The organism is Streptomyces sp. YIM 121038 (assembly GCF_006088715.1).
Taxonomy (GTDB): Bacteria; Actinomycetota; Actinomycetes; order Streptomycetales; family Streptomycetaceae; genus Streptomyces.
Window position 1 is genome coordinate 4,124,788 of sequence record NZ_CP030771.1, and the last position, 16,626, is coordinate 4,141,413.

12 protein-coding genes and 1 riboswitch are annotated in these 16,626 nt (G+C 74.0%); of the genes, 2 read left to right on the forward strand and 10 right to left on the reverse strand.

Annotation, left to right across the window (positions count from 1 at the left end; translation table 11 throughout):
* Positions 1 to 4: 4 nt before the first annotated feature.
* Positions 5 to 190, reverse strand: a riboswitch (cyclic di-AMP (ydaO/yuaA leader).
* 191 nt (positions 191 to 381) lie between these two features.
* The 7 genes from C9F11_RS17200 to C9F11_RS17230 form a co-directional block, all read right to left on the reverse strand.
* Positions 382 to 1,500 carry a transglycosylase family protein gene (locus tag C9F11_RS17200; RefSeq protein ID WP_138960128.1) on the reverse strand — a complete coding sequence of 373 codons (1,119 nt, stop codon included), beginning with the start codon at positions 1,498 to 1,500 and terminating at the stop codon, positions 382 to 384.
* Positions 1,501 to 1,629: 129 nt separating this feature from the next.
* Positions 1,630 to 2,925 (reverse strand): cytochrome P450, encoded by a 1,296-nt coding sequence (locus C9F11_RS17205; RefSeq protein ID WP_138960129.1) that lies wholly within the window; start codon positions 2,923 to 2,925, stop codon positions 1,630 to 1,632.
* A gap of 246 nt (positions 2,926 to 3,171) precedes the next feature.
* A complete protein-coding gene (locus C9F11_RS17210) occupies positions 3,172 to 4,131 on the reverse strand; it encodes a nucleoside triphosphate pyrophosphohydrolase (RefSeq protein ID WP_138960130.1) in 960 nt (319 codons plus the stop codon).
* 49 nt (positions 4,132 to 4,180) lie between these two features.
* A complete protein-coding gene (locus C9F11_RS17215) occupies positions 4,181 to 4,819 on the reverse strand; it encodes a SurA N-terminal domain-containing protein (protein ID WP_138960131.1) in 639 nt (212 codons plus the stop codon).
* A 179-nt stretch (positions 4,820 to 4,998) separates the two neighbouring features.
* Positions 4,999 to 6,537, reverse strand: coding sequence for a serine/threonine-protein kinase (locus C9F11_RS17220; RefSeq protein ID WP_138966599.1), 1,539 nt, complete (start codon positions 6,535 to 6,537; stop codon positions 4,999 to 5,001).
* Entirely contained in the window at positions 6,534 to 7,115 is a 582-nt protein-coding gene (locus C9F11_RS17225) for a hypothetical protein (RefSeq protein ID WP_138960132.1), read from the reverse strand. The genes C9F11_RS17220 and C9F11_RS17225 overlap by 4 nt, the downstream gene beginning before the upstream one ends.
* Positions 7,116 to 7,332: 217 nt before the next feature.
* Positions 7,333 to 9,450, reverse strand: coding sequence for an N-6 DNA methylase (locus C9F11_RS17230; protein ID WP_249402190.1), 2,118 nt, complete (start codon positions 9,448 to 9,450; stop codon positions 7,333 to 7,335).
* Between the two features lie 351 nt (positions 9,451 to 9,801).
* Here C9F11_RS17230 and C9F11_RS17235 point away from each other — a divergent pair, with 351 nt between their 5' ends.
* Complete coding sequence (locus tag C9F11_RS17235) at positions 9,802 to 10,617, forward strand: hypothetical protein (protein ID WP_249401764.1); 816 nt, start codon at positions 9,802 to 9,804, stop codon at positions 10,615 to 10,617.
* Between the two features lie 99 nt (positions 10,618 to 10,716).
* On the opposite strand, the gene C9F11_RS17240 is transcribed toward C9F11_RS17235, so the two are convergent.
* Together C9F11_RS17240 and C9F11_RS17245 are read right to left on the reverse strand one after the other, a co-directional pair.
* Positions 10,717 to 11,481 (reverse strand): GNAT family N-acetyltransferase, encoded by a 765-nt coding sequence (locus C9F11_RS17240; RefSeq protein ID WP_171075760.1) that lies wholly within the window; start codon positions 11,479 to 11,481, stop codon positions 10,717 to 10,719.
* A gap of 93 nt (positions 11,482 to 11,574) precedes the next feature.
* A complete protein-coding gene (locus tag C9F11_RS17245) occupies positions 11,575 to 12,327 on the reverse strand; it encodes an HNH endonuclease family protein (protein WP_138960134.1) in 753 nt (250 codons plus the stop codon).
* Positions 12,328 to 12,503: 176 nt separating this feature from the next.
* Between C9F11_RS17245 and C9F11_RS17250 the strand changes: the two genes are divergently transcribed.
* Positions 12,504 to 12,929, forward strand: a complete 426-nt coding sequence (locus C9F11_RS17250; protein ID WP_138960135.1) for a nuclear transport factor 2 family protein — start codon at positions 12,504 to 12,506, stop codon at positions 12,927 to 12,929.
* Between the two features lie 67 nt (positions 12,930 to 12,996).
* On the opposite strand, the gene mfd is transcribed toward C9F11_RS17250, so the two are convergent.
* Positions 12,997 to 16,536, reverse strand: a complete 3,540-nt coding sequence (gene mfd, locus C9F11_RS17255) for a transcription-repair coupling factor (RefSeq protein WP_138960136.1) — start codon at positions 16,534 to 16,536, stop codon at positions 12,997 to 12,999.
* Positions 16,537 to 16,626: the final 90 nt, after the last annotated feature.

Below are 16,626 nucleotides of genomic sequence, written 5' to 3' on the forward strand. Positions count from 1 at the left end.
GAAGTGATCCCCTCACCGACGCCTGCGAGGTGAGCTGTCGGGTTCGGGCGGGTGAGTGCCCGGCCGCACGTCCTAGCGCGCGACTTCACCCCTAGCCGTGTCCGTGCGTCCCGCGGTCTGGCGACCGCTCAACGTCCGGGCCCGGCACTTACCTTGGGTCCCCCGCTCCTGCCTTCGGCGCTCGAAGCGACGACTGTTCCCGTCCGGCCGTTGGCAGGATTCGGCGTACCGACCGGCGGGGCCCGCTGTGGCGAGCGGTCATGACCGTAGTCAGGCAATCATCCGAATTTCAAAGACGATCAGGGCTTCTGAGACCCATCTCTCACTTGCCTCTCACCGTCTTTAAACCGGACATTCATCGCGAACTGCCGGGCTTTCGGCCTACTTCCCGCCCGGCTTCCCCTCAGTCACTTCCTTGCCGTCCGCCCCCAGTTCGAGCCGCTGACCGGGGAGGATGAGGTCCGGGTCGGAGCCCACGGTCTTCTTGTTGCCCGCGTACAGATCCGTCCAGCCGCCGTCAAGGTCGTGGCTGTCGGCGATCGCCGAGAGGTTGTCACCGGAGCGGACCGTGTACGTGCCCGCGGCGCGCTCGGTGCCGGGGACGTCCCGCGCGTCGCCGCGCGAGGCGTGGCGCCCGGGGCCGGTGTCGCCGGACGGGGCGTTCTCGTCGGCGCGGTCGCCGCGGTGGCGGCCGGCGGAGCCGTCCCGGGGCGCGTCGTCCGCGCCGGGCCCGGCGCTGTCGGACTCCCGCGGCGAAGCGCTGTCGTCCGCACCGGACTTGTCGGAGCCGTCGGCGGCGGGCTTGCGGTGCTTGCCGCCGCGCCCGTCGCTCTTCCCGCCCTCGTCGGCGCGGTCGGCGTCGCCGTCCCGGCTGTCCGTTTCGTGACTCTTGTCTCGCGCGTCGGCGGAACTGCCGGGCCTCTCGGCCTTCTCGGAGCCGTCCGCGTCCGTGGCGGCGCCCTCGCGCTCGCCCTTCGCGTCCTTCTCCCCGGCCTTGCCCTTCTCGCCCTTGTCCTCGTCCTTGTCCTTCTCCTTGCCCTCGTCCTTGCCGGACGCGGCGGACCCGTCGGAGTCCGCGGGGCGCGGCGGGGACGTCGGCAGGCCCGGGTCGACGTCGGCGGCCTCGCCGCCCTTCGTCAGGCCCGCGGCCGGGGCACAGTTCGGCCAGGCGTCGGGGCCCCGGTCGGCGAGCACGTTCTCGGCGACGTGGATCTGCTGGGAGCGGCTCGCCTGGTCGGCGCTCGGCGCGTAGGAGAGGCCGCCGTACCGCTCCCAGGTGTCCTGGGTGAGCTGGAGGCCGCCGTAGTAGCCGCTGCCCTTGGCGCTCCACGCGCCGCCGCTCTCGCACTCCGCGACCTTGTCCCACGTCTCGGCGTCCGCCGCGCTCGCGCTCGACGCGCCGAGGAGCGGGATGGCGATGGCGGATCCGGTGACGCCCGCCGTGACGAGGATCGCCGGGACCTGGCGGGGGCGACGGTGACGGCCTTGGCCGGAGAGCATGCAGGTGCCTTTCGTGGACGACAGGTCGGGCGCGGCGCGAGCGCGCGAGCGCGCGGGTGCCGGGCCGTCGTGAACGTAGCGGCACTCGAACGCCAGTCACAAGTCGGTTCAGCCGAGATCACGCGAAAGTCACATTGTTGACGGCCCATCAGCACGAGTGGCCCGCGGGGCGGGTGTGAAACGCACCGGCAACGTCCTGAGGCCCCGCATGATGAGCCCGCCGCGCCACCTCAACTCCTCCGGGGCCGAGGCCAGTTGCAGGTCGGGCAGGCGGCGCAGCAGGGTGGCCAGGGCGGTCTGCCCCTCCAGGCGGGCGAGCGGGGCGCCGAGGCAGTAGTGGATGCCGTGGCCGTAGCCGAGGTGCTGGTTGTCGCGGCGGGACAGGTCGAGGCGGTCGGGCTCGGCGAAGCGGTCGGGGTCGCGGTCGGCGGCGGCGAGCACGACGAGCACCGGGTCGCCCGCCGCGACGTCCTGGCCGCCGATGCGCAGCGGCTCGGTGGCGAACCGCCAGGTGGCCAGCTCCACGGGCCCGTCGTAGCGCAGGAGTTCCTCCAGGCCCGTGGCGAGGAGGCCGGTGTCGCCCGCGGCCAGGGAGCGCTCCAGCAGGGCCCGCTGCTCGGGGTGGGTGAGCAGGGCGTACGTGCCGTTCCCGATGAGGTTCACGGTCGTCTCGAAGCCGGCGAAGAGGAGGATGAAGGCCATCGCCGCGGCCTCGTTCTCGGTGAGGTGCTCGCCGTGGTCGGAGGCGCGGATCAGCCCGGAGATCAGGTCGTCGTCGCCCTCGTCCGCGAGGGACTCCCGCTTGCGGTGGATGAGCTCGGCGAGGTAGCCGCGCATCTTCTTCACCGAGCGCGCCACGCCGCCGCGCGGGCCCCCGCCGTGCCGGATCATCATCCCGGCCCAGTCCCGGAAGTCGTCCTGGTCCTCGCGCGGTACGCCGAGCATGTCGCAGATGGCGTAGATCGGCAGCGGGAACGCGAACTCGTGGATGAGGTCGGCCTCGCCCCGCTCCGCGAACCCGTCGATGAGCTGGTCCGTCAGCTCCTGCACCCGGGACTCGAACTCCGCCACGCGGCGCGGCGTGAACGCCTTCGACACCAGGCGGCGCAGCCGGGTGTGGTCCGGCGGGTCGATGTTCAGCAGATGCGTCATCAGCTCGGCCTTGCGCTCACCCGGGATGCCCGTCTTGCCCTTGGCGTGCGCGGGCTCGTCGTGGTGTGCCGGGTTCTTGCTGAGGCGCTGGTCGGCCAGGGCCTGGCGCGCGTCCGCGTAGCGGGTGACCAGCCAGGCCTCGACGCCGCTCGGGAGCCGCCGCTTCGTCACCGGGGCGTGCTCGCGCAGCCAGGCGTAGGCGGGGTAGGGGTCGCTGGCGAACTCCCAGGTGAAGAGCTCGGGCTGTGGGGGGACGGGGGGCTTGTCGTGCATGCGGTCGACGGTAGCCGCCCGTCCCTCGCGGTGCGCCCCAGGCCCGCCCCTTCCCGATCCGGGGGGCTCCGCCCCCCGTGCCCCCCGTTTGTCGGCGCTCCGCGCCTCGTCCTCAAACGCCGGACGGGCTGGAACTGTCGCCGGTTGCGGCAGATCTTTCAGCCTCTCCGGCGTTTGAGGAGCGGGGGTCTGGGGGCGGAGCCCCCAGGAAGCGGGAAGGGGCGGGTCAGGGGCGCCCCGCGAGGGTTACGCCGTCTCCGCCGTGCGGATCGCGTCCCGGTAGGCGCGGGCCGCCGCCCGTAGCGCGGCTTCCGGGTCGATGCCTGCGGCCTCCGCGCGGACGGCCATCGCCAGGAGTTCGTAGCCGATGCCCTCGCCCGTCGGCAGCGGCACGTCCAGGGCGGCCGTGCGGGCGCGGGAGGCGAGCTTGGCGGCGAGGGCGAGGCCGGGCTGGCCGAGGGGGATGCCCTCCGTCACGGAGTCGCGCTGCTTCTCCACCGCCTTGGTGCGCAGCCAGTGCGCCTTGACCTCCTCGGGCGTCGAGGCCGTGTCGTCGCCGAAGACGTGGGGGTGGCGGTGGATGAGCTTGTCGACGATGGTGCCCGCCACGTCGTCCACGGAGAACGGCGCCTGATCGTCCTCCTCCGCGATGCGCGCGTGGAAGACGACCTGGAGCAGGACGTCGCCCAGCTCCTCCCGGAGTTCCGTGCGGTCGCCGTCCTCGATCGCCTCCACCAGTTCGTACGCCTCCTCGATGCCGTACTTCGCGAGGCTGCGGTGGGTCTGGCGCGACGACCACGGGCACTCGGCCCGGATGCGGTCCATGACCTGGACGAGGTCGAGGAGGCGGGCGCCCGGCAGGTCGTACGAGCCGGGGAGCAGCTCCAGGTCCGGCATGGCGTGGCGGCCGGAGCCCGCGAGGCGGGCCAGGCCGTCCGTCAGCGGGCGGTCGCCCTCGGCCGTGGCCACGACCAGGACGGTGCGGCCGCCCGCGCAGGCGCGCACCAGTTCCTCGGCGGTGGGTGCGGCCTGCTTGACGTCGACGCCCGCCTCGCGCAGATACGGCAGCTGCGGATGGCCGGCGTCGGCGCACAGCACGTCGTCGGCGGCGTGCAGGGCCTGCCAGGCGGGCCAGGACAGGAGGCCGGGGGCTACGCGGTGGCTGGTGGTGAGCAGGACGACGCGCCCCGCCGGGGTTTCGTTCACCGCTCGAACGTAACCCACGGCCGCGACGGCGGCGGAGCCGCGGCGGAGGTCAGGCCGCCGCTTCGCGGAGCCAGGGGGTCTTGGTGTCGACCCGCTTGTTCTGGGTGGTGTCCCAGGTGCCGTAGCGCGGGTTCACATCGACGTCGAGCTTCTTGGAGGCCTTGGACAGGGCGGCCCAGAAGGTGTCCTGGCCCGCCTTGGAGGTCATGTCGGCGCCGAGCTTCGCCGACAGCTTCCGGGCCTCGATCTCCGTGCGGATGCTGTCGTCGAGGCGCTTGGGCGCGATGCTGTACTGCTGGAGCCAGCCCGCCTCAAGGGCCTTGCGGCCGCCCGCCTGTTGCGTCATCTCGGCGCGGGTGGTCTGGATCTCCTTGCGGGTGACGCTCACCCCGGCGTCGCGCGCGGCGCGGTGCAGGACCCGGTCGAGGACCATCGTGTGCAGCGTGTTGCGGGTGAGGCTGCCGGTCTTGGCGATGACTTGCTCGTACTGCCGGTCGTCGGGGACGGCGGCGCGCTGCGCGGAACGCACCTCGTTCACCCGGTGTTCGAGCTGCGCCACCGTGATGCGGTCGTCGCCCACGACGGCCGCGGCGCCGGGGCGCGCGTCACTGCCGCAGGCGGTGAGGAGCGGGGCAGCGGCGACGGCCGCGGCGGAGAGGAGGAGCGCGGTGCGACGGCGGCGGTGCAAGTTGGCCTCCCGGTGGAGAGATTGTGCTTCGCTGCACAAAGTCTTGCGGTGATCGATGGTAGGCAGCGGTGGTCGTCTCGGCCACCCTTCCCCCAGAACTCGTCCGGTTCGTTCAGGGGGACGCGCCACCACCAACGACTCACCGGGAGTTGGGGCACCCCCGGTGCCCGGAATCCGCCCTATCCGCGCACTTGCCCCAGCCACTGGAGGGTTCGGCGGATCTCCGCGGGGAAGGGGTGCCCGACGCCGTGGACGCGCTCCGCGTCCAGGACGAGGCGGGCCAGCGTGTCGTGGGCCGCCGAGCGGTCGCCGAGGGCGAGCAGGAGGTGGCCGATGCGGCGGCGGATCTCCAGGGACTGGCGGATGTCGTCGGTCGCGTACTGGTTCTCGTAGTAAGGGAGCAGGGCGCGGTACTCGGCCAGGGCCGCGGCGGGTTCGCCGAGCTGCTCCAGGCACTGGGCCGCCTCGTAGCGGAACTGGAGGGACTGCGGGTCGGCGTGGCCGGACTCGGCGGCGCGCTGGTCGGCGAGGCGGCGCAGCTCGGGCAGGGCGCGGCGGTACTGGCCGTCGTCCATCAGCGTGGCCGCGTACTGCTTGCGCAGGGTGCGGACGACGGGCGAGTGCTCGCCGTGCTGGGCGGCGGCGGCCGGCAGGATCGAGCCGAGGACGTCGACGGCCTGGGTGATGCGGCCCTCGCCGAGCAGCCGCTTGACCTCGTCGACGGCGCGGGCGACGTCCTGGCCGTGGCCGGGCCGGGGCGGCTGGGCCTGGGGGGTGGCGGCGGGGGTCGCGGCCCGGTCGGGCCAGGGCGCGTGCGGGCGCAGGAAGGGGCGGGTCGGGTCGAGCGGGCGGCCGGACGGCGCGGAGCGCGCGGGCAGCAGCGGCACCAGCTCCTCGTAGACGTCCTGGGCGCTCGCGGGCCGGTGCTGGGGGTCCTTGGCGAGCAGCCGCAGGACCAGGGACTCGACGGACTCGGGGACCTCGGGGCGCAGCCTGCGCACCGGCAGCGGCGGCTCGTACAGGTGCCGGTGCAGCACGCCGAGGGCGGTCGAGCCGGAGAACGGCACGTCGCCGCTGAGGAGTTCGTGGAGCAGCACGCCGAGCGCGTACAGATCGGTGTACGGGCCGACGGCGCCGCCCATGGCCTGCTCCGGCGCCATGTACGAGGGGCTGCCGATCGGGGAGCCGGTGTGGGTGAGACGGGTGGTGTCGGTGTCCATGACCGAGGCGATGCCGAGGTCGAGGATGGTGAGCGTGCCGTCCTGGCGGACCATCACGTTCCGCGGCTTGAGGTCGCGGTGCACGATCGGCACGGCGTGCACCGCGGAGAGCACGGCGCACAGCTGGGCGGCGACGGCGACGGCCCACTGCCAGGGGTAGGGCGCGTGCTCGGCGAGGTGGTCGCCGAGGTCGGCGCCGTCGACGTACTGCATGACGAGGTAGAGGTCGTCGCCGTCGCTGCCCGCGTCGTGCACGGTGACCAGGCCGGGGTGGTCGACCTGCGCGGTGACGCGGCACTCGCGGATGAAGCGGCGGCGCAGCTCGTCGGCCTCGGCGCCCGCGACCTTGTCCGGGCGGAGCAGCTTGACCGCGACGCGGCGGTCCAGACGCTGGTCGTACGCCGTCCAGACCTGGCCCATGCCGCCCTGGCCGATGAGGGTGGCCAGCTCGTAGCGCCCGGCGACGACGCGTCGGTCGGTCCCGGATGCCACGGTCAGCTGCCGCCTTCCTGCTTGCGCAGATAGTCGCTCAGCTCGTCGAGCTCGGCGCGGACCTGGTCGATGCGGGCGGGCTGCTGGCGGCCCGGCGGGGTCGGCGGCGGGGCCGGGCTCGGCGCGGGCGCGGGGACGGGCGTGTTCTGCGTCGGGTAGCCGTACGCGGGCGGGGACGGCTGCGGGGGGTAGGCCGGGAACTGCGTCTGCTGGTACGGGGCCTGGGCGCGGGCGAGCCGCGCGTGGTGGCGGATGTCCATGGTCAGGTAGTAGGCGATCACGGGCACCAGGGTGGCGACGAGGATCGTCATGCCCGTGTTGCCGGGCCCGGTGAACTCCTCGTCGCCCTTGTCGACGCCGATGAGCACGACGGCGAGCACGTCGAGGGCGACGACGGCCACGAAGAGCACCCAGTCGCGGACCGCGCGCGTGACGAGCGCGAGCCGGAGCATCGCGGCCCACGCCAGCAGGCCGCACGTCAGGGCCGCGAGCACGACGAACAGCACGCGCAGCGTCACGGGCGAACCCGTCGACGGGGGCCCCGGGGTCGGCGGGGGCGGCGGCGCATAGCCGTGGCCGTGCATGGCTGCTCCTGGTTACCTGACGAGACGGACGGTTGAGGATTCGAGCGTATAGGCCGACTCCGCGGACCCGAATCGGGTTGTACCGAACCGTTGTCGTACTGATCACGCGGTACGTGTCGGTCCGGCGCTCCCGGTGCGCGTGGTGCGGGTGGTGCCGGTCGTGGGGTCGGTCGTGGGGTCGGTCAGGGGGCGGCCGCGGGGCCGGTCGTGCGGTGGGTCACGGGGCCGGGTCGGGCTCGTCCGGCGCGACCGTGCCGTCGGTGAGCCCGTCGTACATCCCGCGCACCAGTTGCTCGCCCAGGCGGCCCGCGAGCCGCAGCGCGTCCTCGAAGGCGGCGAGCGCCCGGAACCGCTCGCCGTAGCCGCGCTGGCGCTCCGGCGGGAGGCGGGGCAGCTGGAGGCGGCGCACGTCGAGCCGGGCGGAGGTGGAGGCGTAGCTGCTGGCCCGGCGGGTGTTGGCCGTGCCGCGCAGGAACCCGGCGAGGAACCAGGGGTCGAGCGCCGCCGGGTCGGGGCGCAGCAGGGCGAGGCCGCGGCCGAGGGCGGCGCCCGCGGTGGTCCCGTCGACGACGCGGGCGGCGGCGGTGCCGGAGACGGGCACGACGACGTCGCCGGGCTCGGTGAGCACGGGCCGCTCCGGCCGCTCGGTCAGGGAGGTGTCGTCGTGGGGCGCGGCCGGGACGGCGGGCGGCGCGCCGGTGAGCACGTCGTGGTCGGTGAGGACGGGCACGCCGGGGGCGCCGCCGACGCCGCCGGTGTGGATCACCAGGTGGCCCGCGCGGGCCAGTTCGCCGACGGTGGTGAGCGGCCAGCGGGCCGTGTCGGGGGTGCCGGGCGCGGCCCGCGGCGGGGTGAGCTCGGCGGTCAGGCGCAGGGTCTCGCCGAGCCGGTCGCGGACCGCGCGCAGCTCCGTCGCGCCGCCGCCCGCGGCCCGGGGCGGCAGGCGGCGCGCGGGCGCCAGGTCGACCTCGTCGTCGAGGAGGTCGAGCACGGGCACGGACAGGGCGAAGCCGGGGATCTCGGCGAGGGTGCCGTGCCGCTCGAAGCGGCGCCAGGCGTCGAGCACGGCGTCCTGCACCGGCGGCCAGGCGCGCGGGTCGCGCCCGTCGGTGTGGCGGGACTCGGGGTGGCGGGGGTCGGGGTGCCTGCCGTCGGCGGCGGCCGCGGCCCCGGCCGCCTCGACGAGGAGGGCCTCGGGGGCGGCGGGCGCGCCGGGGCCCGGCCTGCGCAGGACCCAGACGTGCAGCGGCAGGTTGTACGGGGGCGCCGCGCCCGGCGGCAGCGCGATCACGGCGCGCAGGGCGCCGCGGCGCAGCAGGTCGGCGCGGATGCGGCGCCCGGAGCGGCGGGACGCGGCGGCGGGCGGCATCAGCAGGACGGCGGTGCCGCCGTCGCGCAGCCGGGCGAGGGCGTGCTGCACCCAGGCGAGTTCGGACTCGGTGCGCGCCGGCAGGCCGTACTCCCAGCGGGCGTCGTAGGACAGCTCGTCGTGGCCCCAGTTGCGGTCGTTGAACGGCGGGTGGCACAGGACGGCGTCGACGGCGAGATCCGGGTGGGCGTCGGCGCGCAGGGTGTCGGCGGCGGCGGTGCGCACGGTGGCCGGGGCGTCGGAGCCGAGGGCCAGGCGCAGCGCGGTGAGCGCCGCGAGGTCGGCGGCGCTGTCCTGGCCGTAGAGCTGCTGGCCGGGGGCGCCGGCGGCGGCCCGCAGCAGGGCGCCGGTGCCGCAGGCCGGGTCGAGCACGCTGCGGGCGGGCCCGGCGAGTTCGGCCATGAGGTCGGCGGGGCCCTGGGGGGTGAGCGTGTACTGCCGGGGGTTGGCGTCGAGGTGGCGGCCGAGCAGGAACTCGTACGCCGTGTGCGCGCCGAGTTCGGCGGCGAGTTCGGCGGCGGAGCGCAGCAGCGGGACGGACGGCAGGAGGTCGGGCGTCGCGGGGACGGGCACGGCGCGGGTGCGCCGCGGCTTGCCGAACCTCGGTGTGAGCACGGCGTCCAGGGCGTCCGGGAGCCCGCGCGCCAGGTGCGCGTCGGACACCGCGCTCAGGCGCAGCCAGTCGGTGTGCCGGTCGTGTACGAGGAGCAGGCCGCAGCCCGCGTGCAGCAGGGCGGTGACGGGGCCCGCGGGGTGGCCCGCGAGCTGCTGCCAGACCCGTTCGCGCAGCGGCACTTCGGAGAGCTTGCCCTGGCCGCGCAGCCAGCGCTCGACCTCGGCGAGCGCGAAGGAGGGGCTGGTGTCGGTGCCGCCGACGGGCTTGGGGAAGTCGGCGTGGCGGCGGCGCCAGTTGCTGACGGCGGCGCGGCCGACTCCGGCGAGGCGGGCGATCCCGGCGGCGGTCACCTCGGTGGCCCCCGGCCCGGCGGCCCCGCCTTCGTCGTACGCCGCGACGTAGGTCGCTTCGCGCGTCGCGCCGTGCGTCACGTCGCGCGTCGCGCCGTGCGCCGCGTCATGCGTCACGCCGCGCGTCGCGTCGTACGTCACGTCCCCCCTGCTCCCGCCCGGCCGCGTCGGCCCGCTGGTCCCCACTGCCCCGCCCCTTGTCACATCGGTCCCGCGTGCGGTGCGCGTCGGTCATCGCCCACCGCGTGTGACGCCGAGCCTACCCAGGCGAGTCGGGCGAACCCCTTTCACGGCCGTTAACCACCCATCGACCGTGAACAGTGTTGACTCGGTTCACAAGCATCTGGTCTGATGTCCGAGCTGAACACGAACTCCCTGGGGGGACTCTCCATGCACGCCTACTCGCGCCGCACCGCCTTCGCCGCGCTCTGCCTCGCCACCGCCGCGACCGTCACGCTCACGGCCTGTGGGGGCGACAAGTCCGACGACACCAAGAAGGCGGCGGCCACGAAGAAGAAGGACCCGTTCGCGGACCTCTCGGGGCCCCAGATCGTCGACAAGGCCATGAAGGCGACGTCCGGCGCGTCCTCGGTCCGTATGAAGGGGTCCATGTCGGAGGGCGGCGGTCCGGGCTCCATCGACCTCGCGCTCGACACCAAGGGGAGCTGCGTCGGCACCATCGGCACCGGCGGCGAGGGCTCGGTCGACCTGATCGGCACGGGCCGGACGGTGTACATGCGCAACGACGCCGCGTTCCTGCGCTCCGAGATGAAGGGCGAGCCGAAGGCCGACGTCCAGGCGTCGATCGACATGATGGCGGACCGCTGGGTGAAGACCACCACGACGAAGTCCGACGAGAAGGACTTCGACCAGTTCTGCGACCTGAAGACGGTCCTCTCCGACTTCAAGGACACCCGGTCGGCGGCGCGCAAGGGCAAGGCCACCACGGTTGACGGCACCCCGGCGATCACCCTGCACGAGACCGACGGCGAGGGGCGGGCGACGCTCTACGTGGCCACCGAGGGCAAGCCGTACCTCCTGAAGGCGGTCAACGACCCCGGCAAGGGCAAGAAGCGGGACACGATCGTCTTCACCGACTTCGACAAGCCCGTGAAGGCGACCCCGCCGAAGGGCGACGTGCTCGACCTCGACAAGCTGGACGGCTGACCCCCACCGGACCCGGCCGACGGACCCCCACCGGGCCCGCCGGGCGGACACCCACCGGACCCACCAGGCGGACGCCCGCCGGGCCGTGCGGCACCCCTGTCACAGGGCGTGCCGCACCCACACGTTCGGCTCGACGTAGACCGCGCAGCCCTGCTCCGGCACGCGGTGCACCGGCACGAGCGCGCCCGGCACCTCGACGCGGCGCTCCCCGCCGGGCCCGTCGAACGGCAGCCCCGTCCACTCCCGCCACTGCGCGAGCGAACCCGACACCGTCATCGACACCGGCGCCACCTTCGCGATGACGCCGCCCGCGCGGACGTGGACGCGCAGCCAGGGGTCGTACGGCAGCCCGTCGTCGCGGGTGCGCCGCGCGTACTCCTCGATCGGGGTCGCGGGCTCCTGGTGCTTGGCGTTGGGCCGCACCGGCGCGACGACCTCCGCGAAGCCGCGGGCGCGCGCGTTCTCGCGCATCGCGGCCAGCATCCGGCCGGAGAGGCCGTGCCCTTGGCACGCGGGGTCGACGGCGACCTCGATCGCGCTGACCGTGTCCGCCTTCTCACCGCCGTGCCGGTCGTCGAACGCCCAGACCAGGACCTGGTCCCAGCCCCCGTCCGGCAGCTCGGCGCGGTCGCCGCCCCGCTCCTCGGAGCGCAGCGCGAACGGCACGCTGAACGCCCGTGCCACCACCCGCTCCTGACCGTCCGTGGCCAGCAGGACGTACTCCGGGAACGCCTCGGGGATCAGGCCCATGTGCGACCGGGCGACCAGGTCGTGGCCCACGAACTCGGCCCAGGAGTCGTCCATGGCCCACATCGGCCCGGCCAGACCGGGTCGCTCGGCGAGGGTGGTGATCGTCAGGTCCACGCGCAGCACGCTAGCCGCGCGGGCCCGGCCCGCCCACCGAATATCCGCGCACCACCGCCGGATGTCCGCGCGCCACCGCCGAATGTCCGCGCGTCACCGCGCCCGGAAGCGCTCCGGGGCCCGGGTCGGGCTGCCGCCGCCGGGGAGCTTCTCCCGCGGGCAGCCCGACAGGACCTTGCGCATCGCGTCGCGCTCGGCGCCCGTCACCGACAGCTCGTACTTCTTCTTCACGGCCACCTGCCGGGCCACATAGGTGCAGCGGAAGCCCTTGTCCGGCGGCAGCCACGTCGCGGTGTCGCCGTCGCCCTTGCCGCGGTTGGGGCCCGCGTCGACGGCGAGCAGGTTCAGGGGGTCGTTGGCAAGGGCGATGCGCTTGCTCGCGTCCCAGCGCTGGGCGCCCTTCTGCCAGGCGTCGGAGAGCGCCACGACGTGGTCGATGTCGACGCGGCTGCGGCCGCGCGTGAACGTCACGTCCTTGCCGGTGTACGGGTCGGGCGCGAGCTTCCCCGCGGTGACCACGCAGTCGCCGCCCCGGAACTTCACGTCCTTCAGGTCCCGCTTGAGTATGTCGTCGCGGGTGCCGCAGCCGTTGGAGTCGGTGTCGGCCCAGGCGCTGCCGAAGCGCGCGCGCTCGTAACCGGTCTTGGGGGCGCGGCCCTTGACGGTCAGTGAGTCCACGGCGGCGAGCGCGGAGCCCGCGCGGCCACCGGGCGCGCCGCCCTTCCCGGCCCCGTCCTTCTCGTCCTTGTCGCAGGCGGCCAGGCCGCCGAGGGCGACCACCAGTACGACGGCGTGAGCGGCCGCGCGCCGCCCCGTGACTCCGAACCTCACGAATTTCCCTCCCATGGAACGGTCCCCACCGTACTTGCATTGCCGGGTTGGGCCGTCCGCAACCTGCGGGTTCGTGGTGGCTGGTCGCGCAGTTCCCCGCGCCCCTTCGGGGCGCTACCTCGGAGGTAATCGCGCGCCGCCGCGCGCCCTGGCAGTCTCAAGGGACGATCACGTCAAACGAGGGAGTCCCCATGGTCACGGAAGCCCGCACGGTCGAGGACGCCACCCGCGCCACCGTCGACGCCTTCTTCGCCGCGCGCCTCGCGAACGACACCGCGCGCCTCACCGAGATCTTCGCCGACGACGTCGACTGGCTGCTCGCCGAGAACCCGGTCGTGCCGTGGATACGCCCGCGCTCCACCGCCGCCGAATGCGCCGCCCAGGGCGAGGAGTTGGCGAGTCACACGGTCGCCGAGGACGCGCGGGCCAGCGTCGACACCTACCTGGTGAGCGGGCAGGACGCCGTGATCATGGGCCATCTGTCGGGCACCGTACGCGCCACCGGGAAGTCCTTCGAGGGCCCGTTCGCGCTGCGCCTGACCGTCGAGGGCGGCCGGATCACCCGGCACCACCTGTACGAGAACAGCCTCTCCATCGCGGCGGCGTGCACGCCCTGAGCGCGCACGCCGCAACGCGCCGGGAGCACGCGCGCCGCCACCCGCCCGAGGCGTGCGCGCCGCCCGGCTACGACCCGAGGACCGAGGCCAGGAACTCCCCCACCCAGCCGAGCAGTTCCCGCCCGACCAGCGGCTTGCCGCCGACCTTCGCGGTCTTCGGCCGGGGCACGAGCACCTGGTGCGCGGCCCCCTTGATGACCGAGCCGGGGTAGAGCCGCTTCAGGCGCAGCTCCTGGGACTCCCTCAGCTCCACCGGAGCGAAGCGGATGTTCGTGCCCTGGAGCACGATCTCGCCCACTCCGCAGGCGCGGGCCAGCATCCGCAGGCCCGCCACGAGCAGCAGGTTCTCGACCGGCTCCGGCAGCTTGCCGTAGCGGTCGGTGAGCTCCTCGCGGACGGCCTTGACGTCCTCCTCGGAGTTGGCGGAGGCGATCGCGCGGTAGGCCTGCAGGCGCAGCCGCTCGCCGGGCGCGTAGTCGTGCGGGACGTGCGCGTCGACCGGCAGCTCGATCTTCACCTCAAGGGGCGGCTCCTCCTCGGCGCCACCGCCCTCCAGGGACTTGCGGTAGTCCGCGACGGCCTCGCCCACCATGCGCACGTACAGGTCGAAGCCGACGCCCGCGATGTGCCCGGACTGCTCGCCGCCGAGCAGATTGCCCGCGCCGCGGATCTCCAGGTCCTTCATCGCCACGTACATGCCCGCGCCCATCTCCGTGTGCTGGGCGATCGTCGCGAGCCGCTCGTGCGCGGTCTCCGTGAGCGGCTTCTCCGGCGGGTACAGGAAGTACGCGTAGCCGCGCTCGCGGCCGCGGCCGACGCGGCCGCGCAGCTGGTGCAGCTGGCTCAGGCCGAAGTTGTCGCCGCGCTCCACGATCAGGGTGTTGGCGTTGGAGATGTCGATGCCGGACTCGACGATCGTCGTGGACACGAGTACGTCGAATTTCTTCTCCCAGAAGTCCACCACGACCTGCTCCAGGGCCTGCTCGGACATCTGGCCGTGGGCGGTGGCGATCCGCGCCTCCGGCACGATCTCGCGCAGCCGGGCGGCGGCCCGGTCGATGGACTCCACCCGGTTGTGGATGTAGAAGACCTGGCCCTCGCGCAGCAGTTCACGGCGGACGGCCGCGCCGATCTGCTTCTCCTCGTACGGCCCCACGAAGGTGAGCACCGGGTGGCGCTCCTCGGGCGGCGTCGTGATCGTCGACATCTCGCGGATGCCGGTGACGGCCATCTCCAGCGTACGGGGGATGGGCGTGGCCGACATCGTCAGCACGTCCACGTTGGCGCGCAGCTTCTTCAGCTGCTCCTTGTGCTCGACGCCGAAGCGCTGCTCCTCGTCGACGATGACCAGGCCCAGGTCCTTGAACTTCGTCTCGGAGGAGAAGAGCCGGTGCGTGCCGATGACGATGTCGACCGAGCCGTCGCGCAGCCCCTCCAGGGTCGCCTTCGACTCGGTGTCGGTCTGGAAGCGGCTGAGCGCCCGTACCTTGACGGGGAACTGGCCGTAGCGCTCGGTGAACGTGCCGAAGTGCTGCTGCACGAGCAGCGTCGTGGGCACGAGGACCGCGACCTGCTTGCCGTCCTGGACGGCCTTGAACGCGGCGCGCACCGCGATCTCCGTCTTGCCGTAGCCGACGTCGCCGCAGATCAGCCGGTCCATCGGGACCGACTTCTCCATGTCCTCCTTGACCTCGGCGATCGTCGTGAGCTGGTCGGGCGTCTCCGCGTACGGGAACGCGTCCTCCAGCTCGCGCTGCCAGGGCGTGTCGGGGCCGAAGGTGTGACCGGGGGCCGCCATCCGCGCCGAGTACAGCTTGATCAGGTCCGCGGCGATCTCCTTGACCGCCTTCTTCGCGCGGGCCTTGGTCTTGGTCCAGTCGGCGCCGCCGAGCCGGTGCAGCGTGGGGGCCTCGCCGCCCACGTACTTGGTGATCTGCTCCAGCTGGTCCGTCGGGATGTACAGGCGGTCGCCGGGCTGGCCGCGCTTGGCCGGGGCGTACTCCACGACCAGGTACTCGCGGGTCGCGCCCTGCACGGTGCGCTGCACCATCTCGATGTAGCGGCCCACGCCGTGCTGCTCGTGGACGATGTAGTCGCCCGGCTCCAGGGTGAGCGGGTCGATGGTCTTGCGGCGGCGGGCGGGCATGCGCTGCCCGTCCTTGCCCGCGGCCTTCTGGCCGGTGAGGTCGGTCTCCGTCAGGACGGCGAGCCGCAGCCGCGGGTCGACGAAGCCGTAGTCGATGGAGCCGCAGGCCACGTGCACCACGGACGGGGTGAGCTCGGCGAGGTCCGCGTCCAGGCGGGCCGCGATGCCCTCGCCGCCGAGCACCTCCACGGTGCGGGCGGCCGGGCCGTGGCCCTCCGTGACGTACACCGTCCGCCAGCCGTCGGCCAGCCAGCCCTTGGTGTCGGCCAGCGCCTTCGCCGTGTCCCCGCGGTAGGTCTCCGGGGCGTGCATGCCGAGCGTGAGCGTGTCGTCGTCCGCGTCGAGGTCGGCCGCGAACGGGCTCACCGACCACCACATCATGCCGAGCTCCCTGGCCCGGTCGCGGACGTCCGCGATGCCCCACAGCGAGGCCGCGCCCACGTCGATGGGGGCCTCGCCGCCGCCGGCCGTGGCCGCCCAGCTGGCCTGGAGGAACTCCTGGCTCGTCGCCACCAGGTCGGCGGCCCGTGTCCGCACCCGCTCCGGGTCGCACACGACGGCCATCGCGCCCTCGGGCAGCACGTCGAGCAGCAGCTCCATGTCGTCCACGAGCACCGGGGCGAGGGACTCCATGCCCTCGACGGCGATGCCCTCGGCGATCTTGCCGAGCAGTTCGCCCAGCTCGGGATGGGCCTCGGCGAGCTCCCGGGCGCGGGCGCGCACGTCGTCGGTGAGCAGCAGCTCCCGGCACGGCGGCGCCCACAGGCCGTGCTCGGCCACCTCCAGGGACCGCTGGTCGGCGACCTTGAAGTAGCGGATCTCCTCCACGTCGTCGCCCCAGAACTCCACCCGCAGGGGGTGCTCCTCGGTGGGCGGGAAGACGTCGAGGATGCCGCCGCGCACGGCGAACTCGCCGCGCTTCTCCACCAGCTCCACACGGGAGTACGCGGCGGCGCCGAGCGCGTCGACCACGTCGTTGAGGTCGGCCGAACGCCCGGTGCGCAGGGCCACGGGCTCCAGGTCGCCCAACCCCTTGACCTGGGGCTGGAGCACGGAGCGCACGGGCGCCACGATCACGCTCACGGGGCCCGTCTCGGGGTCGGCGCCGTCGGTGCTCGGGTGCGCGAGGCGGCGCAGGACGGCCAGGCGGCGGCCCACGGTGTCGCTGCGCGGGCTCAGCCGCTCGTGCGGCAGCGTCTCCCACGAGGGGTACTCGGCCACGCCTTCCGGCGGCAGGATCGTGCGCAGCGCCGCGGCCAGGTCCTCGGCCTCGCGGCCGGTCGCCGTCACGGCGAGCACGGTCCGCCGTGTCTCGCGCGCGAGGGCGGCCACGGCGAAGGGCCGGGCGGCCGGGGGGCCGACGAGGTCGATGTGGTGCCGGTTGCCGTCTGCGGCCGCCTTCACCGCTTCGGTGAGGGCCGCGTCCTTGACGACGGCGTCCAGCAGTCCGTGCAGGGTCATGAAGGGGCATCCCGTCCGGGGGGCGTGGGCAACGCGAACCACCCGACACGTCGCACGGGCCGGGGGGCCTCCAGCGTACGACGCCCGGCC